The organism is Collimonas rhizosphaerae (genome assembly GCF_038896935.1).
Lineage (GTDB): Bacteria > Pseudomonadota > Gammaproteobacteria > Burkholderiales > Burkholderiaceae_D > Collimonas > Collimonas rhizosphaerae.
In genome coordinates, this window is record NZ_JBANDC010000007.1 from 1 (window position 1) to 20,813 (window position 20,813).

The 20,813-nt window shown below is 59.3% G+C and carries 23 protein-coding genes and 1 pseudogene; 5 read left to right on the top strand and 19 right to left on the bottom strand.

All coding sequences use genetic code 11. The features are described 5' to 3' along the window. Positions 1 to 243: 243 nt before the first annotated feature. Entirely contained in the window at positions 244 to 801 is a 558-nt protein-coding gene (locus V8G57_RS11365; protein WP_425458267.1) for an SgcJ/EcaC family oxidoreductase, read from the bottom strand. Between the two features lie 396 nt (positions 802 to 1,197). Here V8G57_RS11365 and V8G57_RS11370 point away from each other — a divergent pair, with 396 nt between their 5' ends. After that, entirely contained in the window at positions 1,198 to 2,451 is a 1,254-nt protein-coding gene (locus tag V8G57_RS11370; RefSeq protein ID WP_342829478.1) for an alginate lyase family protein, read from the top strand. A 59-nt stretch (positions 2,452 to 2,510) separates the two neighbouring features. Further along, positions 2,511 to 4,781 carry a carbohydrate-binding protein gene (locus V8G57_RS11375; RefSeq protein ID WP_342829479.1) on the top strand — a complete coding sequence of 757 codons (2,271 nt, stop codon included), beginning with the start codon at positions 2,511 to 2,513 and terminating at the stop codon, positions 4,779 to 4,781. Positions 4,782 to 4,784: 3 nt separating this feature from the next. Here V8G57_RS11375 and V8G57_RS11380 read toward each other — a convergent pair whose 3' ends face one another. After that, entirely contained in the window at positions 4,785 to 6,296 is a 1,512-nt protein-coding gene (locus V8G57_RS11380; protein ID WP_342829480.1) for an FAD-dependent monooxygenase, read from the bottom strand. A 55-nt stretch (positions 6,297 to 6,351) separates the two neighbouring features. Here V8G57_RS11380 and V8G57_RS11385 point away from each other — a divergent pair, with 55 nt between their 5' ends. Then, the gene (locus V8G57_RS11385) at positions 6,352 to 6,990 is read left to right on the top strand and encodes a TetR/AcrR family transcriptional regulator (RefSeq protein ID WP_342829482.1); all 639 of its coding nucleotides are present in this window, start codon (positions 6,352 to 6,354) and stop codon (positions 6,988 to 6,990) included. Here V8G57_RS11385 and V8G57_RS11390 read toward each other — a convergent pair. Next, positions 6,987 to 7,931 carry a LysR family transcriptional regulator gene (locus V8G57_RS11390; RefSeq protein WP_092399473.1) on the bottom strand — a complete coding sequence of 315 codons (945 nt, stop codon included), beginning with the start codon at positions 7,929 to 7,931 and terminating at the stop codon, positions 6,987 to 6,989. The two genes, V8G57_RS11385 and V8G57_RS11390, sit on opposite strands and share 4 nt — an antisense overlap. Before the next feature lie 105 nt (positions 7,932 to 8,036). On the opposite strand from V8G57_RS11390, the gene pcaD reads away from it, so the two are divergent. Next, positions 8,037 to 8,828, top strand: coding sequence for a 3-oxoadipate enol-lactonase (pcaD, locus tag V8G57_RS11395; RefSeq protein WP_342829685.1), 792 nt, complete (start codon positions 8,037 to 8,039; stop codon positions 8,826 to 8,828). Positions 8,829 to 8,863: 35 nt separating this feature from the next. On the opposite strand, the gene V8G57_RS11400 is transcribed toward pcaD, so the two are convergent. The 3 genes from V8G57_RS11400 to V8G57_RS11410 all read right to left on the bottom strand — a co-directional run bounded on the left by V8G57_RS11400 (position 8,864) and on the right by V8G57_RS11410 (position 11,874). After that, positions 8,864 to 10,237, bottom strand: a complete 1,374-nt coding sequence (locus tag V8G57_RS11400) for an FUSC family protein (protein WP_342829484.1) — start codon at positions 10,235 to 10,237, stop codon at positions 8,864 to 8,866. A gap of 51 nt (positions 10,238 to 10,288) precedes the next feature. Next, positions 10,289 to 10,918 (bottom strand): glutathione S-transferase family protein, encoded by a 630-nt coding sequence (locus V8G57_RS11405; protein ID WP_342829686.1) that lies wholly within the window; start codon positions 10,916 to 10,918, stop codon positions 10,289 to 10,291. A 164-nt stretch (positions 10,919 to 11,082) separates the two neighbouring features. After that, positions 11,083 to 11,874, bottom strand: coding sequence for an SDR family NAD(P)-dependent oxidoreductase (locus V8G57_RS11410; protein WP_342829485.1), 792 nt, complete (start codon positions 11,872 to 11,874; stop codon positions 11,083 to 11,085). Between the two features lie 232 nt (positions 11,875 to 12,106). Here V8G57_RS11410 and V8G57_RS11415 point away from each other — a divergent pair. Next, positions 12,107 to 12,202: pseudogene (locus V8G57_RS11415) on the top strand (transcriptional regulator); the annotation flags it as partial. Positions 12,203 to 12,240: 38 nt separating this feature from the next. On the opposite strand, the gene V8G57_RS11420 reads toward V8G57_RS11415, so the two are convergent. From V8G57_RS11420 to V8G57_RS11480, 13 genes are all read right to left on the bottom strand, one after another. Continuing rightward, positions 12,241 to 12,813 (bottom strand): DUF6529 family protein, encoded by a 573-nt coding sequence (locus tag V8G57_RS11420; protein WP_342829486.1) that lies wholly within the window; start codon positions 12,811 to 12,813, stop codon positions 12,241 to 12,243. A gap of 64 nt (positions 12,814 to 12,877) precedes the next feature. Then, positions 12,878 to 13,576: a CDGSH iron-sulfur domain-containing protein gene (locus tag V8G57_RS11425; protein ID WP_342829487.1), complete on the bottom strand. Its 699-nt coding sequence runs from the start codon at positions 13,574 to 13,576 to the stop codon at positions 12,878 to 12,880. 19 nt (positions 13,577 to 13,595) lie between these two features. Beyond that, the gene (locus tag V8G57_RS11430) at positions 13,596 to 13,979 is read right to left on the bottom strand and encodes a cupredoxin domain-containing protein (protein ID WP_342829488.1); all 384 of its coding nucleotides are present in this window, start codon (positions 13,977 to 13,979) and stop codon (positions 13,596 to 13,598) included. Between the two features lie 3 nt (positions 13,980 to 13,982). Beyond that, entirely contained in the window at positions 13,983 to 14,888 is a 906-nt protein-coding gene (locus V8G57_RS11435; protein WP_342829489.1) for a metallophosphoesterase family protein, read from the bottom strand. 80 nt (positions 14,889 to 14,968) lie between these two features. Continuing rightward, positions 14,969 to 15,358: a c-type cytochrome gene (locus tag V8G57_RS11440; protein ID WP_342829490.1), complete on the bottom strand. Its 390-nt coding sequence runs from the start codon at positions 15,356 to 15,358 to the stop codon at positions 14,969 to 14,971. Positions 15,359 to 15,465: 107 nt separating this feature from the next. Continuing rightward, complete coding sequence (locus tag V8G57_RS11445; protein ID WP_342829492.1) at positions 15,466 to 16,170, bottom strand: anti-sigma factor family protein; 705 nt, start codon at positions 16,168 to 16,170, stop codon at positions 15,466 to 15,468. Continuing rightward, positions 16,170 to 16,799, bottom strand: coding sequence for an RNA polymerase sigma factor (locus V8G57_RS11450; RefSeq protein ID WP_342829493.1), 630 nt, complete (start codon positions 16,797 to 16,799; stop codon positions 16,170 to 16,172). The genes V8G57_RS11445 and V8G57_RS11450 overlap by 1 nt, the downstream gene beginning before the upstream one ends. Positions 16,800 to 17,158: 359 nt before the next feature. After that, on the bottom strand, positions 17,159 to 17,671 hold the full coding sequence (locus V8G57_RS11455; RefSeq protein ID WP_342829494.1) for a dethiobiotin synthetase: 513 nt from the start codon (positions 17,669 to 17,671) through the stop codon (positions 17,159 to 17,161). Between the two features lie 103 nt (positions 17,672 to 17,774). Next, positions 17,775 to 17,912, bottom strand: a complete 138-nt coding sequence (locus V8G57_RS11460; RefSeq protein ID WP_342829495.1) for a hypothetical protein — start codon at positions 17,910 to 17,912, stop codon at positions 17,775 to 17,777. Positions 17,913 to 18,349: 437 nt separating this feature from the next. Continuing rightward, positions 18,350 to 18,715 carry a nuclear transport factor 2 family protein gene (locus V8G57_RS11465; protein ID WP_342829496.1) on the bottom strand — a complete coding sequence of 122 codons (366 nt, stop codon included), beginning with the start codon at positions 18,713 to 18,715 and terminating at the stop codon, positions 18,350 to 18,352. A gap of 112 nt (positions 18,716 to 18,827) precedes the next feature. Beyond that, positions 18,828 to 19,457, bottom strand: a complete 630-nt coding sequence (locus V8G57_RS11470; RefSeq protein ID WP_342829497.1) for a glutathione S-transferase family protein — start codon at positions 19,455 to 19,457, stop codon at positions 18,828 to 18,830. A 57-nt stretch (positions 19,458 to 19,514) separates the two neighbouring features. Further along, positions 19,515 to 19,952 (bottom strand): DoxX family protein, encoded by a 438-nt coding sequence (locus V8G57_RS11475; protein ID WP_342829498.1) that lies wholly within the window; start codon positions 19,950 to 19,952, stop codon positions 19,515 to 19,517. Between the two features lie 95 nt (positions 19,953 to 20,047). Then, complete coding sequence (locus tag V8G57_RS11480) at positions 20,048 to 20,803, bottom strand: SDR family oxidoreductase (RefSeq protein WP_342829499.1); 756 nt, start codon at positions 20,801 to 20,803, stop codon at positions 20,048 to 20,050. Positions 20,804 to 20,813: the final 10 nt, after the last annotated feature.

The window sequence follows — 20,813 nt, forward strand, 5'->3', positions numbered from 1 at the left end:
CAGTCGACGGCAACGATATCTGGCTAGGCGCCGAATACATTGCGCATGGCTGCACGCTGGGGCAATTTGCCAGCCTCGCCGATCCGGTGGCGCAGTTCAGCTGCAATGGCAGCCGCGTCGCCCTGACCAACTGGGCCACCCGCATCAGCAGGATCCAGCCTTGAAATCTTGAGCGGAGAAGAGGGACCTGGCATCGTTCGCCCGGTCCCTCGGCTAACCGGCGCTGGATGGCATTCCGTACTATTATTTCTCCGGCATCATGGACGAATGATGGGTCGAGATGAGCCATTGCTTGCCATCCCATTTATAGGTAAAGGTATAGCGCGCTTTTACCTCTTGCCCCGTTTTCCCTAGCGTGAACGTATACAGGCCGATATCGATGGCGGTAGTGCAATCGATCTTGATGGTGCGCCAATTGATTTTCCCGCTCGGCTTGTTTTCCAGGAAATGTTCAAAATAATCGATTTTCTCTTCGCGGGTAACGCGCGGCTTGTTTGACAGGGTGGCAAGCAATACCGATTTATCCGCATAATTTGCAGCAACCTCACGCGGGTTGCCGGTCTTTAGCGAATTGTTCCAGCGATCAAACAATGACGCGATGTCAGGCTCGCTGGCTGCGGGACACGCTTGCGCATTTTGCGGTCCTGGAGTGTCGCTTCCTGTTGGAGTCGTGGCGCAGCCGGAGATCGCAAAAGCGATGGCTGCTGACAGTGCTATGCGGCTCATTTCCATGGTTTTCCTATCGGGTAAGAGAGTTTGCCCACTTTCGGCACGGCTTGAAACTAATGCAAATAATGCCATATGGAAACATTGAAATGTGGAACAGATGCATATCGGCTGTGCATATTTTTATATGAAGGCCTGACCAGGCAGCCATCCTCGCCAACAGCAGCAAGTCCACCTGGAAAAACAACAGATCAGATGACTTGTGGAAAAATTAATGTAAACAACGGCTTGTGCGCGTATCCGAGATACCGGAACAGGACCGGATCGCCTCTCCTGCAATACCACTGAAATACAGGTTGACAGCATTTTTTGCAGCTCCTACAGTCATCAGACAAGTGTTTCCGCATGGAAATATCGAGGATAGATTAAACCGGCGCAACAAAAAAGCGAGGCCTGCAATGTGTTCGACCTTGGCCATCGCACACCGCGCCGACAGCAGGCAAGCCATTCCAATCTATCCAGGAGAATCAATTGACATCGAAAATGATAAAGGGCCTTGCGATCGGCCTTTCATGCATGGCGTTCTCAGCGCATGGCGCCGAACAGGCAGATGCGGCGGGAACCAGCGCCACCAGCTTGAGCAGCTTTAAACATCCCGGCGTGCTGGTCGACCTGGCGCGCCTGAATTACATAAAAAGCCGGGTCAATGCCGGTGCCGAGCCTTTTTCCTCGGCTTATGAGGCGGCCAAAAGCAGCGCGCTGGGATCGCTGAGCTACAGGGTGCAAGGGCCGCCGTCGAACCACCTGATCGAATGCGGCTCCGGTTCAGTGCCTGACCACGGCTGTTCGACCGAGGACAGCGACGCCGCCGCGGCCTATACCCAGGCGCTGCTGTGGTTCATCTCCGGCAACGCCACTTACGCCAAGAACGCGATCGCCATCATGAACGCCTATGCCCGCAACCTGACCGGCGGGCACACCAATTCCAATGCGCCGCTGCAATCCGCATGGACTGCGGAAAAGTGGCCGGCGGCAGCTGAAATCATCCGTTATACCTATACCGGCTGGGCGGCTTCCGACATCACGGCCTTCCAAAAGATGCTCTCGACCCAGTACCTGCCATATATCAACGGCAACCAGGCCGCCGGCAAAAACGGCAATTGGGAATTGAGCATGATCGACGGCATGATCGGCGTCGCCGTGTTCACTGAAGACAAGGCGCTTTACGCCTCGGCGGTTGCGCTGTGGAAGAAATGGGTGCCGGCCTACTTTTACAACCATGCGGCAGACGGCGGCGCACCGGTGAAGTTCAGCGGCAGCCCGAGCGGCTGGAACGGGCAAACCGTGTTCAACGCGGCCACCAGCGGCGTGTCGCAAGAAACCTGCCGCGACACCCAGCATGTGCAGCTGGGCCTGGCTGCCGTCTTCAACGCTGCCGAGACCGCCTATGTCCAAGGCACGGACTTGTACACCCCGATGCAGGCGCGCCTGACCACATCGCTGGAATACCTCGCGCGCTCGCTGCAAGGCGTGCGCAATACCTCGCAGACAAACACGGTCAACGTGCCTGCCGGGTTTCCCGGCCTGTGCGACGGCAGCTACATCCCGGTGCTGAAGGGCACGATGGAACGCGCCTACAACGGTTATCACAACCGCCTGGGCGTTGCGCTGCCGCAGACATTGAAACACCTGGTCAATGACGTGCGTCCGCATGCAAATCCCAACGATGAGCATGACGTGATCCTGGAAACGCTGACCCACGGCGGCAGCCCGGCAAGCAAATAAATCCATTGCCGGCCCCCGGCCGCAACCAGATACCGAAGAAAATCCAACAGGAGAATATTTTGGAGAATGCCCCCGTTGCATATTTATTCAAAAGCATTACGCTGGCCTTTGCAAGCGCCTGCATCCTGAGCGCTTGCGGCGACGGCGCGACATCCGCTTCCAGCTCGGCCGCCAGCGCTGCGAAACTCGCGGCAGCCGCCGGCACGCCTTACGGTGGAACCGCATGGCAGCTGCCGGGAACCGTCCAGGCGGAAAATTTCGATAGCGGCGGACAGAACGTCGGCTACTTCAACGCCGCCAACACCAACCAGGGCGGCCAGTACCGCAGCGCCGAAGGGGTGGCGATCGAAGCGTCCACCGATGCCGGCGCCGGCTACGATGTCGGCTGGACCACGGCGGGCGAATGGCTCAACTACACCGTCAATGTGACGGCCGCCGGCAGCTATACGGCGCAGGTGCGGGTGGCCAGCCTGGGGCAGGGCGGCACTTTCCATTTCAATGTCGACGGCGCGCCTGCGACCTCCCAGCTCACGGTTCCCGATACCCAGGGCTGGCAGAACTGGCAAACGGTGTCGGCCGGCATCACCCTGAGCGCAGGCCCGCATGTGATCCAGCTGTTCATGGATAGCGCGGGCAGCGGTGGGGCGGTCGGCAATTTCAACTGGTTCGCGATAGGCAGCGCTGCCGCAGCGCCGGATTTCGGCCCCAATGTGCTGATCTTTGATCCGTCCATGCCGAGCTCGGCTATCCAGGGGAAACTGAATACGGTCTTCAACCAGCAGCAGAGCAACCAGTTCGGCGCCGCACGTTATGCGCTTTTGTTCAAGCCTGGTTCATACAGTGTCGACGTGAATGTTGGTTTCTACACCCAGGTGCTGGGCCTGGGCAATTCTCCTGACGATGTCAACATCACCGGCGCGGTGCATGCCGAAGCCGACTGGTTCCAGGGCAATGCAACGCAGAATTTCTGGCGCGGCGCTGAAAACATGGCGGTCAATCCGTCCGGCGGCCTGGACCGCTGGGCGGTCTCCCAAGGCTCGCCGTTGCGCCGCATGCATATCCGCGGCAACCTGGCGCTGGACGACGGCGGCTGGTCCAGCGGCGGTTTCCTCGCCGATTCCAAGATCGACGGCCAGGTGCAGTCCGGCGGCCAGCAGCAATGGTTTACCCGGAATTCCCAGATCGGCAGCTGGAGCGGCTCCAACTGGAACATGGTGTTCGCGGGCGTCGATGGCGCACCCGGCGGCGTCACCTGGCCGAATCCGCCCGATACGATCCTGGCGACTACCCCTGTGGTCCGGGAAAAGCCATTCCTGACGATCGACGCCAGCGGCAAATACAGCGTTTTTGTCCCGGCGCTTGGCAGCAACGGCCACGGCGCCACCTGGGCCAGCGCGGCGGCGCCGGGCCAGGCGATCGCGATCAGCGAGTTTTATGTGGCGAAGGAGGGGGCCGATACCGCGGCCACCATCAACGCCGCGCTTAGCCAGGGCAAGAACCTGATACTGACCCCCGGCGTCTACCACCTCAACGATACGTTGCGCGTGACCCGCGCCAACACGGTCGTGCTAGGCCTCGGCCTTGCCACGCTGACGCCGGACAACGGCGTGGCGGCGATGTCGGTAGCCGATGTCGATGGCGTCAAGATCGCCGGCATCTTGTTCGACGCCGGCCCGGTAAGTTCGCCGATCTTGCTGGAAGTCGGCCCCTCGGGAAGCACGGCCGGCCATGCGGCCAATCCAACCTCGCTGCATGACCTGTTCTTCAGGGTCGGCGGCGCGGCCGTAGGCAAAGCCGCCGTCAGCCTGAAAATCAACAGCAGCGACGTCATCGGCGACCACTTCTGGATCTGGCGCGCCGACCACGGCAACGGCGTCGGCTGGACCACCAACACGACCACCAGCGGCCTGATCGTGAATGGCGCCAACGTCACCATCTACGGCCTGTTTGTCGAACATTTCCATCAATACCAGACCTTATGGAACGGCAACGGCGGCCGCGTCTATTTTTACCAGAGCGAGCTGCCCTACGATGTGCCTAACCAAAGCAGCTGGATGAACGGCAGCAAGAACGGCTATGCATCCTATAAGGTGGCGGACTCGGTGACCAGCCACCAGGCGTGGGGCCTGGGCATCTACTGCTATTTCAGCAGCAACAACAGCGTAAAACTCGGCAGCGCCATTGAAGTGCCTGCAGCCGGCCTGAACGGGGCGATGATCCACGACATGACGACCGTGTCGCTGGGCGGCGTGGGGGAAATCACGCACGTCATCAATCAGTACGGCAACAGCGCGAACTCGGCGGCCAATGTGGTCAGGCTGGGGCAGTAAAGGTCAGGCCGGCGCCGGGATGAACCAGCGCCGGAGCGCTTCCTTCAATCCGTCCATGCTGTCCTCGTCGCCAGCCCAGGCAACGCAGGCATCGGGACGGATCAGCATCGAAGGCCCTGTGTCGACCGCCACGCAGCGTATCCTCTGCGTGGCGGCCGCAGCGAGATTGGAAGCCTTCCCTCCGGTTGAGGCATCGAGAAGGACGCCCATGCCATCCTGCATGGCATCGTAGAGCGAGACGCCGGCATCGCCGCGGCTGATCGGCTGGTCGCCGATCAACCGTCCGATGCCATCCAGCTCGGACCCGAGATCGTAGCGGGTGGAAAGGCCGCTCATCATCTCGCCGATGAGCCGGTTGACGTCATCGAATTGCATGAAGTTCGCCACGATGTCCCGCATTGCACCTGATTGCGGATCGGGCCGCAGCAGGGCGATCTGGGCAAGCGTGTTGGCCAGCACGGCTTGGGCGACGGGCCGCCGCTCGGCGGTGTAGCTGTCGAGCAGGCTCTCCGGCATCTCGCCGCGGATGACCGAAGCGAGCTTCCAGCCGAGGTTTGCAGCATCCGCCAGTCCGAGGCTCAGGCCCTGGCCGCCGAAGGGCGAGTGAACGTGCGCGGCATCGCCGGCAAGCAGCACTTTGCCTCGGCGGTAGGTATCGACCAGCCGCGTGTTGTCCGTCCACCGGCTTCCGCTTTCGAGTGCTTTCACACGGACCTCGGCGCCGCTGATGCGGCGCAGGACGGCTTCGGTCTCTTCAAGCGTGACCGGAGCCTGCCGGTCCTCCGGCGGACCGCTGAAGTCCAGCATGAACAATCGGCCGGGAACAGGCCCGTAGGTGAACACGCCACCCGATGTGCGATTCCAGCCAATGGGCAGCAGGCGGTCGGGATGGTCGATCTCCGCAACAACCTGGTAGAACGTCGACGTCGGGGCCGTGCCGGGGAAGTCAAAGCCGGCCATCTTGCGGATCAGGCTGCGCCCGCCGTCGCAACCAACGAGATAGGCGCAGGAGATACGGCCTTCGCCCGCCGGAGATATCCACTCCAGGTCGACGCCGTCTGCCTGCTGGACGAAGCCGGTGACCTCGCACCCGCGGCGTACCTCGATCCCGAGAGCGCGCGCACGATCGGCCAGCATGGCTTCGATGTCATGCTGACGCACCAGGCGGGGACGCCGCTCAGGCTCTTTCTGCGCGTCCTTTCGGATCAGGGACAGTCCGCCGAAATGGCCGCTGTACTTCGACGCCCGGCTACGCAGCTCGGCGCCGGTCTGTTTTGTAAACTCATCCATCGCCGCGAAAGTGCTCGCCTCCGCGGCCGCAATCGCCGCGGCCATCCCGCGACGCGTCAACGCTTCGCTGCCAAGAGGCCCGACCGACATTGCTTTCATGATCATGTTCACGCCGGCCAGGCGCTCCAGCACGAGCACGCGCACGCCGCCCAACGTCAGTTCGATGGCCGTCAGCAGCCCGACCGGTCCGGCTCCCACCACTACAACATCAATTTGTGTTTCCATGTACTTGATCCTAATGTATACTGAGTACATATATTATTATGCCATCAGGAGCTACATGTCAACACCATCCGACCTCCGATCCCGTAAGCGCCTTGCCATGCGACAAGGCATATCCAATGCCGCCACGCGCCTTTTCTTCGAGCGGGGCTTCGATCACGTGACGGTGGACGAGATCGCGGCGGCCGCCGATGTCGGACGGATGACAGTGTTCAATCATTTTCCCCGCAAGGAAGACATGTTCTTCGACCGCGACGAGGAAGGCCGCGAAATATTGCGCGAAGCGTTGCGCCGGCGCGATCCCGGCGTCGCTCCGATCGAGACCTTGCGCCTGCTGGCTCATCGGCTGGTTGCGGAGCAGAGTCCTTACGTCAGGTTTTCCGTTGAGAGCCAAGGCTTCATAGAGACGATCGAGGGCAGCGAAACCCTGAAAGCACGGGCCAGGGCGATACGCGACGAGATCGCGCAAGTCGTCACGCTGGCGCTAACCGAATGCGCAGGGCGCGAACCTGCCGATCCCGACGCTTGTCTGGCGGCTGACCTGCTTCTGGCGACATGGGCCGTGGCCCTCATCCAGGCTCACCGGACTTTTCGGCAGAAGCGAGATGCAAAGGAAGCGGAAGCCGCCTTTCTCGCTATTGTCGATAAGGGAAGCATCGGGTTAAAAGCGGCTATGGCGAGCACGCCTTACGCTTAAGCAATCGGCTCCGGTCCAATGGCCGGTTTCCGAGGTTCGAGCGCGCGGCGCAATTGTGGCGCCTCTTGCTGGATATGGTCCCACAAGCGGTTCGCGACCGGCCCGTGCGGCCGGTCGCGGCGGCGCGCCACCGCCAGTTCCTCGATGCGGCCTGGCAGATGGCGGCCAGCAATCGATTGCAGCCGGCCGTCGTGCAGCTCGTCTTCGATCAGGAAGCGGGGCATGTGGCCCCATCCGAGGCCCTGCAGGATGATTTCCTTCTTCATGCCCTGGTCGGCAACCATGCATTGAGGCGCGCCTTCGATCATGAAGTAGTCTTGTTGCGGTGAATGGCGGGCAGTGTCGCGCATGATGCATTGGGTGAAAGCGTGCATCCGGTCCGGCGTAATGGGGCGCTTGGTGCGCTCTGGCAGAAAGCCCGGCGCCACGACGGGAATGAACGGCACCTTGCACAGGTCAACCCATTCCACGCGCGGGTCGCTCTTGTCGATCCAGTGCAGGATCAAATCGGCGTCACCGTCGAATAGCCGCTCCCACGGGCCACCCACCGCTTCGAAGTGCAGGTGCAGGCGCGTGCCAGGACACTGGGCGAAGAACCGTCCGAGCATCCCCAGCGCCTGCGGGCGCGGGCACAGGTCGCCGATCACCACATGGATATCGCTTTCCTCGCCCATCGACAGCTGGGCGGCATGGATGCGCAAGCCGTCCAGTTCGCGCAGCAGCGATTGCGCCCGCCGATGGAACGATAGCCCCGCCTCGGTAGGATGCACGCGATAGCCGCTGCGATCCAGCAGGACAAGGTCGAGTTGCCGTTCCAGCTTGGCGACGGCGGCGAACACCGCCGGGTGCGAGCGATGCAGCATGGCCGCAGCAGGCTGAAAGCCGCCGGAGCGGACCACGGCGTCGAAGCACTGCAGGTCGTGCAAGGTGAAATCTGACATGTCATTTTTTCCTACAGAGATCATCATATCTTTGTAATATCATACAAATTGCGCCGCAGCTAGAATTTGCTTCATTCATCAATCAACAAGGAAGGTGTTTCCATCATGAATGAACTGAATTTTGTCAGCGCCGGCGACGGCGCCCGCATCGCTTATCGCATCGACGGCGACGCCGGCAAGCCGGTGCTGGTGCTGTCCAACTCCATCGGCACCACGCTGCGGATGTGGGACGCGCAGGTCGACGGCCTGTCCGCGCATTTCCGCGTTTTGCGCTATGACTTCCGCGGCCATGGGGGATCAAGCGTTCCGGCCGGCGCCTACTCGCTCGACCGGCTTGGCCGCGACGTGATCGAGCTGCTCGATGCGCTCGGCATTGAACGGGCGCACTTCCTCGGCCTGTCGCTGGGCGGCTTCGTCGGGCAATGGCTTGGCGTTCACGCTCCCGAGCGGATCGACCGCCTGGTCCTGAGCAACACCTCGTCCTATCTTGGACCGGCAAAGCAGTTTGATGAACGGATTGCCGCCGTGCGGCAGGCGCCGGACATGGCGGAGACCGCCGAAATGTTCCTGGGTAACTGGTTTCCTGCACATATGCTTGCGGCGAAGGCCCCCGTCGTCGAGGGGTTTCGCACCATGCTGCAGGCGATAGACAGGCAAGGCCTGGCTGGCTTGTTCGCGGCAGTGCGCGATGCGGATCTCCGTCGCACAATTGTGCTGGTCTCGCGGCCGACGCTGGTGATCGCCGGCCAGTACGACACTGTGACTGCCGCCAGCCACAGTGAGCTGATCGCGGCTACGGTGCCCGGCGCAAAGCTGGTTGTCCTGCCGGCGGTTCACTTGTCGAACGTGGAATATCCCGCCGAGTTCATGGAGGCGGTGCTCGGCTTTCTGCGCTGAATTACTTCGATGGCGAGTACGATGACGTCGTGAAACTACTCTGTCATCGAACGATGCAAATCCTGCAAGGCCGGCAGGATATTCCGGGGCTCATGCATGGATTTGCGTGCGGCGCCGACAGCTCGGCGCACGCTGCCCGGTGTCTCGCCCTTGTCGATCAGTGCGATCGCAGGGGCCTTGCACGCCATCAGTATGTCCACCCAGTCCGCAGGCTGCATCGGCTGGAAGCGTCGCGTCACGAAACGGCTTGCACGGAACGCCGGACGCATCTGTTCCACCCCTGCGACTGCGACAGCGAAGCCCTCGGAAGTGCGAATGGCAACCGCGGGATCTAGGGCGTCTGCAAGGGCCGCCAATGCATCTGCCAGGCGTCGCCGCAGTGCGGCGGTCGACCGTACCGGCAGTACGAACCAGGCAGCGGCGACGCCTATGATCGCGCCGATTATGATTTCCTCCAGGCGCGGCCACAGCATGTGCGGCGCCGGCGAGCCTGCGAAGCCTTGCAACAGTGCCAGCGCGATGGTGACGAACAGCGCCCACCATGCGTAACCCAGCGGCCGCAGCCATACTCCAAGAAAGATCGCGACGAGGATCTGCACCGCGGTGATCTGGTCGTGGGATCCGCTTTGCATGCTGAGCGACAAGGCAATGATGGTGCCTGCCGCCGCTCCCAGTACGCGCAGCACACTCTTGTAGGCAACGTCCAGCCGGCCGCGATTGCCGCTGTTGACGATGAAGGCGGTGAGGACGATCCACGACCAGCGTTCGCTAAAGAAGACATAACCAATCACAAACGATGCTGCAAGCGCCGCGGCCATCTGGATTGCCATCCTGGTGGAAGCTGCCGGCCTTGACGAACTGGCACGTGCTGGTACCGGCAGCGGATATTCCGGCACCAGTGCTGATGCCAGAAAGCCAGCGCGGCGGGCGAGCGCGTGCAATGCGCCTACCCACAGCAGGGCGAGCAATGCGACGATCACGGGCATCAATGCCGCCAAGGCAGGGGCCACCCGCGTTGCCGGGATATACGGCGTGCTGAGCAACGCGACGAAGGGCAGTGCGATGAGAGAGCCGGCGCGGCGCGCCATGGGGCTGAATCGACGCAACCAGATCGACAGAAACATGCCTGCAATAAAGACGAGTGCGCCGATCCATGGGGCGACCCGCAATAACATGCCGACACCGACTGCGACGAGGCCGACAGCCGGGAGTACGATGGCTGCTTCGATCCTGCCGCGGCGGTCGCGATCCAGCTGGCTGCGCGAAAGTGAAATGCAGAGCACCACCGCCAGCACCGCAGGACCCGGTTCCGGGTCAATCGCCAGTGCGCACAGCAAGGTGGCAATGGCGGCGAGCATGGTCGCTACGGCTTCCCGCAATGCACGGAAGACAGTCGCCGCATTAGGCATGCGTCGCGCCAAGGCTGGAAAGGTCACAGATCGATCCAATAGGTTTTCATGTCAATTTTTCAGTTGAAGATTGGCAAACGCCTCGGCAATCCGCAGGGGAGCAGTGGGGCGGGCATACATTCTATCCAGATAAGTGCGCAGTCGCGGGTGTTCATTGATCAGATGATATTCATTGGCCCAATCCATCAGGTACGCGGTCACGCAATCGGCTATGGTTATGGTGTCGCCAACGATGAACTGCCGTCCTGCCATGTGTTTATCCAATATGGTCGCCATGGCAATGAATTCCTGGCTCGCGATGGGAATTTCTTCAGGAATCCGCTTGTCTTCCGGATATAACCAGGAATGGCGCGTGATGCGCCACAACGGCTGTTCCAGTTCTGTCATGGCAAACATTACCCAGCGATACGCTTGGGCCAACTGCTCGCGGTCAGCAGGAAGCAGCCCTTTATCCGGGTATTTTTCAGCGAGGTAGATAACAATGGCGGCGGATTCGGTAAGTACCATATCGCCATCGACGAGCACAGGCACCTTGCCGGCGGGGTTGATGCGGAGGAACTCGGGATGACGATGTTCTCCAGCCAAGATGTTGACCGGTACAAATTCGAACTCGGCACCGAGTTCATTTAATGCCCACAGCGCGCGAATTGAGCGGGTGGCGGCAAATCCATAGAGTTTCATCATGATATTTCCTTTCAGGTTTAGGTTGGTTGCTAATGACTAGTCGAATGGCGAAGCGCAGGATCGACAGCCGGAGGTTGAAGATTGCGCATCGAATTGACTCTCCAGACTGGCTTGTTAGCGACCTTTTCCTGAAAAACTCCATGGAGCCTGATGGATGGAAATTAATGAAGTCCCATATTCCTGCTTGCCATTCCAGCGATTTTGGTGACCAGCGAGCGCGGCAGGAACCGGGGCAGCAATGTTCCCACTCGCACACTCAGGCGAGTGGGGTAGGCGACGCTTTTACCTTGATCGAATGCTGCAAGCGACTTTTGCACTACCGACTCTGAACTATCCATGTCTTTCGCAGACAGCTTGGTTGTGGTTCCGGCGAAAAAATTGGTGGCTGTCGGGCCCGGGCACACCGCCATCACATGCACACCGGCTGCGGCCAGTTCATAGTTCAGCGCTTCGCTGAAATGGAGCACGAAGGCCTTGGTCGCGGCGTAGGTAGCCATCGCAGGGAGCGGCTGGAAACTGGCGTTGGAGGCAAGATTGATGATGCCTCCCTTGCCGCGGCTTTTCATGCCTTTGCCTAACAGATAGCTGAGGGAAACGAGCGTCTGTACGTTCACCTGTATGCTGCCTTGTTCCTGTTTCAGTTCGTGCGACAGAAAATTGCCGCTTAATCCCAAGCCGGCGTTATTGACCAGCAGATCCACCTGGATGCCGCGCCGTCCAAGTTCAGCGGAAATCCAATTCGCAGACTCCGGATCCGCGAGGTCGGCACTGAGTGCAGTACATTGAATCCCGTACTTGGCCGACAAGCGCTGCGCCAGGTTTTCCAACGCATCTAGCGAGCGCGCAACCAATACCAGGTTCATGCCGCGCGCGGCAAGATGCTCCGCGAAGACTTCGCCAATTCCTTTGGACGCACCGGTGACCAACGCGGTCGATCCTTGATAGTTAAACATTTTCATTTCCTCTTTAAAAGCTGGATAGATTATCTGCGCAGTTTGCTCATCCGATAATTGGCGTAGCTTTTGAATTATTTTCAAATTATTTTGGATAATCTATGGACAACTTTTGGAGCATTGTCGTGAAAGATGACGTCGCAACATCAAATCCCAACGTAGATAGGCATTGCAGCGGCCGGAAATCGCGGCCGCGCTGTATCAGGCGGTATCACGTAGAAGCCGCAGGCTGGGGGAGTTAGATGGCGGACGGCCGAAGTCGACTGTCTCGCATCATTTCAAAGTGTTGCGCGAAGCAAAATCGGTCTTGACTGAAACGACCGGCAGCAAATGGATTCTGGGGACGCTTACGTTGGATAGGATATGCTATATGCCAACCCCAAAGGTACTGAAGTACCAGAATGCCGATGTAAGCCACAACCCCAGGAGAATGGAGAACAGCGCACTTCCGGCAAGTGGCAGCGCCCAGCCTCGAAAGCCGTTTGAGCGGACAATGAGAACCTTTGCGAGAACGGTCCCGTAGAGCAACGACCCCAGCAATGAGTGAATGTAGGCACGGGCATCATATGTCCCGAAACCGAGCAGGAAGATGCAGTGGTAGGCCACTGGCAGTGTCAGCAGGATGGCTGCGCGCCCCGACCAGCGATGCACCACATGGTAAAAGCGCCCCTTCGGCGGGAAGCGCAGCACTTCATAGATGCGCGACGCCGTCAGCAACTGGCCCAATGCCAGTAGCAACGCAACCGTAATCAGCCACGCCTTCATATGCAGGGTATCGCTGAAGAAGAGGTGAAAAAAAGGAGTTTCGTAGGGCTGCCTGACGGTCTTGCTTGCCGCAAAACCGACGGTGATTGCGACGAATGCGACGAGTACCAGAGGGAGCACAAGGAACGCTCGACCGAGAACGGTCCGCCTGCCGGGACAGGGATTATCGCTCATTGATCTATTAAACATGACCTGCCCCTCATCTTGCGCCAGCGAGCGCCGCGATCAATTTGCCGGCTCAGTTCTTGTCGCTGAACCTGATCGACACATGCGTACCGTCGCAGAAAGGCTTGTTCTGCGACGCACCGCAGCGGCACAAGGTCACGCGATTGCGTACTTCGTATTCGAAACCGTCGCTCCCGACCAGCTGCACCCCACCACGCAACCATAGCGGCCCTGAGCACTCCTTGGCGGGGTCCTCGACCAGGCAGATGGATGGCGCATACATCGGCTCGATGGGTTTGCCGGTCTGGTTGTCCCAAGCCACCAGCCGCCCCGAAGGGCAGTCGCAGGCCTGTCTTGCGAAATGTTTACTCGCCGGAGGGTTGTCCGTTGCGCTGACGAGATCCCACACCCCTCCATGTGGATCGCAAAAGCGCGCGAACGCGCACAAGCTCTCGACGTCCGTCAATGACATCGTCGGGCCTCGTATTACCTTGGCCTGATCGAGATACGGCTGGCGGCTCGCGGTTTCGGTTCCGTCAAATCCGGTTTTTGTATGCGAGCCGTCGCAAAATGGCTTGTTCGCGCTGCGGCCGCAGCGGCACAGCGCGTATCGTCCCTGAGGCGGATATTCCTGTTTCCGCTCCCACTTTACCGATTCGCCATCTTCGTTTGCGCCGATGATCTCCTTGCTCAGAGGTACATCGCCCGAGACGATATACGGGCCGTTCTTCGAAATCTGGACTTTCGCGCCTGCGGGTTTCTGCTGGTTCATCTGAGGCCTCCGAAACGTATCAGCCTGTTACGGTTATTTTTCCACTCATTTCCTCATGGCCGCTGCCACAGAAATTGTCACATAAAAAATCGTATTCGCCGGCCTTGTCAGGTGTCAGCCTGACCTGGGTGACCTTGCCTGGCGGCAGGTCGGCGCGGATATTCATGTCTGGTATCTTAAATCCATGCACGAAATCCACTGAAGTGAACTCCAGCACTACCGGCTCGCCCGTTTTCAGGACAATTTCGTTCGGTGTATAGACGAATTTTTTGGCCTGAATTTTTATGACCCTTTCTTTTGCAACCTTCTTTGTCTGCCCCTGGGCGTTGATGACCGCCCCCGATAGAAGCGCCCCGATACCATAGACGGCGCGTAAACATATCTGCCTTCTTGAGCGATCCATGGCTTACGTCCTTGTCACAGGAAACTCAGTGATCTTGTAATCGCTATCCTTGCGTTCAGCTTCTACCTCGCGAAAACCGAGTCCGTTATTCGGCGCAGCGGCATCCCACGGCAAGGGGGTGCGCTTGTCTTGCGAGCCTGGCGCCGGCAATGGGAAAATGAGCGACTTGGCCGCGTGGTGCGCGATCTGCCCCGTCATGTGGTGATTTTCCTGGTGAATGTGGCCATAGAACACCGTTACATTGCTGTATGGCGTCAATAACCCAATCGCTTTGTCGCCATCGCGGGTGGCCCAATCCCATTTGGGTACCAGGTCGAACAGGGGACGATGCGTGAAGACAACAATTCGCGCATCTTTTGCTTGTTTGGCTAGATCGTTTTTAAGCCAATCCAGTTGGGCATCGCCAATACTTGCGCCGGGATCGGACACGTTATCCAAAGCGATGAAATGCACCCCCTTATGATCAAACACGTAGTTAGTCGGGCCAAAGTTTTCCTTGAATGCCGCGCCGTTATCGAGCGAAGCGTCATGCTCTCCCGGGATAAAACGCACGGTTTTCACTTTCAATCCGGCGGCAATCTCTTTGAACTCGGCCATACGTTTCCGGCGTTCCTTCGGATCATCCGTGGTGTGGGTCAGGTCCCCGGTAAAGATGATAAAGTCCGGTTGCACTTCAAGTGCATTGACAGTCGCAACCGTCTTCTTGAATGTGTTGAGCGCATCCGGATTGGCCGCGCCGCTATACCCCCAATGAATGTCGGACAACTGAACGAAGTAGAAATCGTCGTAAGCGGATGCCGCCGCCTTCTTGTCGGTAGTTGCAGCTTGCGTCTGGCCATATAGCCCGGAAATAAATACCGCACCGCCGCCGACAGCGGTCAGTTTCATAAAGCTTCTGCGATCAATCATGATTTTTCTCCTTTAAATGGTTGGAATAGCTGTAGGGCAGACCGTTGCAGGACATTTTGCGCAACAGGTCGGTCGCGTGGTCAGGGCTTCTCTTCTCGTCCCGCCTCTTTCTTCAAATAGGCGATCAAGTCGGCGCGGTCTTTTGCGTCAGGCACCATGAAGCCCATTTTTTGCCCCGGAATCAGTTTCTCGGGATTGGTCAGCCATTTATCCAGCGTTTTGTCGGTCCAGACAATGCTGGATGCCTTCACGGCTGGTGAGTAGAGGTAATCAGCGCGACTGCCAGCCTTCCTGCCAAACAGCCCCTTGTGCGCCGGCCCCACGCCGTTGTAGTCAATCGAGTGACAGGACATGCACATGCTTTGGTAGAGCTGCTGGCCGCGCATCGTATCGTCGGCAGCGGCAGCGGCGCCGCTGAAGCCCATCAGCATGGCCAAGCCCAGGCCAAGGAATAAGTGATCTTGTTTCATGTGGAAATCCTTTTGATTTGCAAGTTTGCTGGTGCCCGATCAATGTCATCCATTCCTGTAAACGGTATAACTTGGAACGAGAGGAAAATATTCCCGTAAATCGCGATTTATTCTTTTAACGGGTTTTCTTCATGGTCTTCCTCTGCCAGTACCGCTTGCTCGAACGCATGCAGATGGCTGGATTGGGCATCGGTGATGGCCCAGTAAGCCATGCCGTTGCGCTGCCAGTGAGCTATCGCATAACCATCCGAGGCCCGTGCCGCGGGAACCGGCGTACCGCCGGCATCGGGAAATACGTACAGGTCGATGGGGTGCTTTTGGTAGCGATAGATCAGTACCGCGACGGTGCGGTGACCCACGTAGTCGATTCGTCCGCCGACGAGCGGAAAACCTTGCGCGGCGAGATCGACGACCGGCGGCGTATAGTCGAGTCTGCCGTTGAACCATGGCTTGACGGTGTGCTGATCGGTCGACACGACGTCGACCGGGTGCTGCGACAACAGCGAGCGCACGTGGCTCGACACAATCTCCTGGGCGATTGAGCCGGTTGGCGCCGGCCGCTGGATCAAGGCGGCTGCGCTCAGTGCCAGCGCACAGACCGCGATCCCCGCAACGCTGCCGTTAAGCCATGCCCGCACGCCATCCGTAGTGAAGCCGCCCCATGCGAAGACGGTCCGGCGGGAGGACTCGCGCGGTAATTCGCGCGGCAACTCGGCGAGCACACGCGCACGCAGGTGGGGTGGGGCGCGATGATAGAGTGAGCCGTCACGCAGCACACTGCCAAGCGAGCTTAATGTTTCTTTCTTGTCCATTATTTAACTCCTTTTGGTGAACCCGGCACAGGCATCCTGACCAGGTTGCCGTCTACCTTGCCGCGCACGGGCGCGAGCTCTGAAGGAATCGCCACCTGCGCCTTGCGCACTGCCGCACAAAGCAGGCTGCGGCCACGCGCCAGCCGCGACATCACTGTGCCGATCGGAACGCCCGCGACGGTCGCAATGTCGCGGTAGCTCATGTCTTCCAACTCGCGCAGGACCAGCACCTCGCGATATTCGACCGGCAATAAGCCGAGCGCGCGATGAATCAAGTCCACGTCGTCGCGCCGCACAGCGAGCGTTTCGGGATCGCTGCCGATCTCGTCGCCCCATCCTGGGAGCCGCTCGTCGTCGTGCAGTCCGTCGTCATAGGGGGTGTCGTCGGCTGCGTCGTTCCGCCTGCGCCATTCGGTAAACCAGGTGTTGCGAACGATCGCGAGCAGCCATGCGCGCGCGTTGTCGCCATGGAAGCCGTCGAAGAACCGGAAGGCGCGCAGGTACGCATCCTGCACGACATCGTCGGCATCGCTCGCGCTGCCGGTCAGCCAGCGCGCCAGGTTGTAGGCGGCATCCAGATGCGGCAACGCCAGTTCTTCGAATCGGCGTGACTTGTCGGCCGCGATCACGGCGATCTCCCGCTTTCTCCGATTTGCGCCTGGTCTATTTGACGACTACGCCAGCCATATGGGGGTGTCTTGTAATCGTTTCTCATGGGTTCCTCCATTGCCAGTCCGGTCGGGAGATGCTCGCTGCATCCGAGTGCCGCAAATGCTGACGTTCATACCCCTATAACCGTCAGTGACCGGGATTTATTCCCGCGATATTTTTTGATTGCCGCGGCAAATCCGGGAATAAAACGAAGAACGCGACGGTATACGCGGAAATCCTTCCACCGCTTGTCTCATGGAAACGCATCAAGGCCGCAGTGGCGCCGTCTGGCTCAGCCGGCTAAGCCAGGGCGGAGCACCCCGAATCACGATCACTTTCAATTCTGTTCCTCTTCCGGATCCGGGCCGGCTTGGGTAAGGCGCAAAATGCCATCCGGATCGAAGTAAAAATGCATCATCGAATACCACACGCCGTCTTGCAGGAAGCGGTAACTCCAGACATGGCGCCGCATGAGCGGGAAATAGGCGGTTTCGGCGGGTCGCCCAAAATGCACCAGCACGTCCTGCCTGGTCCACTGGCCGATTCTGGCCTGGCCGAATTCCTCGATGGTCAATACCTGCTTGATGCTGACAACTCGCCCATGCCCGTCGATGTCAGCTGCCCACGTGTATTCGCCGGCAGGTTGGGTTGGATAAAGCCAGCGTGTGGTGCCATCCGGCAGGTGATAGACCTCGCGCGGAGCGCCGAGCCGCGCTTGGACGTCGGCCTGGCTGGCGCCGGGCGGAATGGATGCCGGCGTGGCACAACCGGCTACCAGCATGGCGACGGCGATAGACGCGTAGTGAGCGTTCGACCACCAGTCGTACTTCATGGAGTGGATGGGACTCATGGTTTGCCTCCAGCGAATAGTCATATGAATCGGATCGCGGCTGCCAGGGAAAATAACCGGGCAGCCGCCGTCAGGCCGCCTCAACAGGCTGTTGCAGCTCGCGTCACTGTCCGGAGTACATGTTGCCCTGATCTGACGACATGCCCGAGGCAGCATTCATGGGATCAAGCTGTGCGCATCCGGCAGCGGCAAGAGTGAGGAGGGTGACGCCAATGGCGAGAATGGTTTTTGCGAATTTCATGATGATCTCCTATAAGATCGAAATACATGGCAAACCGGGAAAAGCGTTGGTTTGCCAATCAAATGAACACCAGTGTGTTATCTGGTGCCAGCCGGGGGCGGCACTGCGCCGCAGCGCCTCTTTTGCGCTGTGGGCCTATCCATGTTTCCGGTTCTGGAAACACTGGTGCGTGTCGTCACTTGTATAACTGCCGGCCGTCGAAAGTTATTCTCGTCATATTTTTCTGCCTGCTCTCCATGGCCGGGAATAAAATCAAGCGCGCGCACGTATACCGGCGCCAGGAATACACAGGAATCCAACCAAGCGCGTGATTGTGTGTGGGAAGGAGGGAGGTGCCGGCGCAGCTTGCTGCTATTCAGTGGTCAACCTTGCCTCGATGCCGAAGCAAGGTTTTTTTGTTTGCGCGCTTCGTCAAAACGCGTGACGTCAACGGATGGTCACGAGGGGTCGGAATCGAGAAAGACATATAGCGCAGCGATTTTTCCATCCCGAGCGATGATCACATCCCAGCCCGTGTACTCAGGAGCATCGCCGCGTGGACCGGAACCCCAAGCTATGCGGCCGGCGTTGTGGAGGGCTTGAGGCTTGCTGTGCGGCGTATATACGAAGTGCGGATGCGTCGCACGCAGTTCGCCCGAGAATTTGTCGAGCGCATCGTGCCCGAGGATAACGCCCATGGGCGTATAGATCATGCAGTCCAGGGTATAAAGTTCTTTGATCGCTGCGCGACGACGCACTGCGTCGCCTTCGCCGAAAACCTCCTGGAGGTTGCGAAAAAGCAGTTCATGGGTACGGTCTTCCATAATATTTCTCCTTAAATTTTTGCTGCAGGCCGCTTGCGGCCAGATGGTTTGAAAATTTCTTTGTGCCCATGTCCTGAAGCGGATGCGCCAGGACGATGTGAATCGCGCCGCGCTACTGGGCAAGCGCCAAGGTCTTCGCTATCGCAGCGACGACTGCTGATCGGGTCGAGACTTCGCCATACCAGCGCCGCACGTTCGGGAACTTGTCCAGCGACGCACCGATTGCCTGATGGCGCCAAATCCATCCGAAATGGGCGATGTCTGCGATGCTGTATTCGCTGCCGGCGACGTACTCGTGATGTTCGAGGACGTGGTTGAGCACGCCGAGCGCCCGGTCGACCTCCGCAAGTGCGCGCTCCTTGGCTTCAGGTTGCGGTGACTGCATCGAAACCAGAAAGGCCTGCAGGAAGGCCGGGCTCAAGCCTGAAGCGTGGAAGAAAAGCTGTTCGAACACCTTTCCGCGACGGGCTCCGTCGCTTGGCAAAAGTTGTCCGCTCTTCTCCGCGAGGTAGACGAGGATTGCAGCGGACTCGCTGAGTACCACTTTGCCGTCTCCGAACTTCGGGGCACGGTCCACCAGTACAGGGACCTTTGCGTTGAGATTCATCTCCTTGAACGCAGCGGTTTTCTGTTCGCCTTGGCGCAGGTTGACTGGGACTAGCCGATAGTCGAGTCCCATCTCTTCCAGCGCGATGGGGACTTTGACGCTGTTTGGCGTCGCGAATGCAAAAACTTCAATCATAGTGATCTCCATAAATTGGGGGGCAACGGCACGTATGGCCCGCCGATTGCAAATGCGTCACGACCGACGGCCGTCCAGGCTGATGCGGCCACCGCCAAGGGCAATCACGTGCAACAAGCCGCCGGCCATCGCGACATTCTTGAAGAAGTGGATGAATTGGTTCTGGTCGGCGAGATGATTGTGGAAGAACAGGGCGGTCGCGAGCGTGAACAGGAACATGACGCCGCCGACGATGCGGGTTTTGTAACCTAGCAGTAGCGTAACGCCACCGACGATTTCGATGAACGCGGCAACGCCTAACGCGATCGCCGGGAAAGGCAAGCCAACCGATTGGATGTAACCGATGGTCATGGCCGGGGCCGCAATCTTCGACAGCCCTGACAGAATGAAGATGATACTGATCATCAGGCGTCCGATGGCCGGAACGATCCCGTTGAGGGCACTGGGATTGGATAGAGAAAGGCCTTCTGCCTTTGCGTTAACTTGAGTGTTCATGATTTTTCCTTTGAGGTTGAATTTCCGGGATGATGTTCAAAAAGTGATGTGTCAGGCGGCCTGTTCCAACTGGAGACCGGCCACCCGGGGCCTTGTTAAACCTGTGCTTGCCCGCCGTCGACGAAGATCTCCGTACCGGCGATGTAGCTCGAATCGGACGAGGCCAGAAAGGCTGCGACGCTCGCCACTTCTTCGGGGTCGCCTACACGTCCGAGCGGAACTGTGGTCGCCATGTAGTCGAGCAAATCTTGTTGCTGTGCTGCGTCAGGACCGGCAAGGTCGACCAGGCCGGGCGTCTTGATCGGGCCGGGGCTGATGACGTTGACGCGAATGCCGCGCGACTTGAGGTCGAGGGTCCAGCTGCGGGCAAAGTTGCGTACTGCGGCCTTTGAGGCACTGTAGACGCTGAATGCCGGCGTCCCCTTGATGCTGACGTTGGAGCTGGTGAGAATCACCGATGCGCCATCGACCAGCAGCGGGAGCGCCTTCTGGACGGTAAAGAGCACACCCTTCACATTGCGATTGAATGTGTCGTCATATTGCTCTTCCGTGATGGCGCCCAGGGGCAGCATGGAGCCGCCGCCAGCGTTGACGTACAGTACGTCGATGCGGCCGGCTTCCGCTTTGACGCGTTCGTACAGGTGGTTGAGATCGGTGAGATTGCTGGAGTCCGCCTGGATGCCAGTGGCCTTCGCCCCGATCACGGCGACTGCCTTGTCGAGTTCTGTTTTGCGCCGGCCGGTAATGAAAACCTGTGCGCCTTCCATTGCGAAACGCTTGGCCGTGGCCAAGCCGATTCCAGAGCTGCCGCCGGTGACAACGGCAATTTTTCCTTCGAGCTTGCGTGACATGAATTTCTCC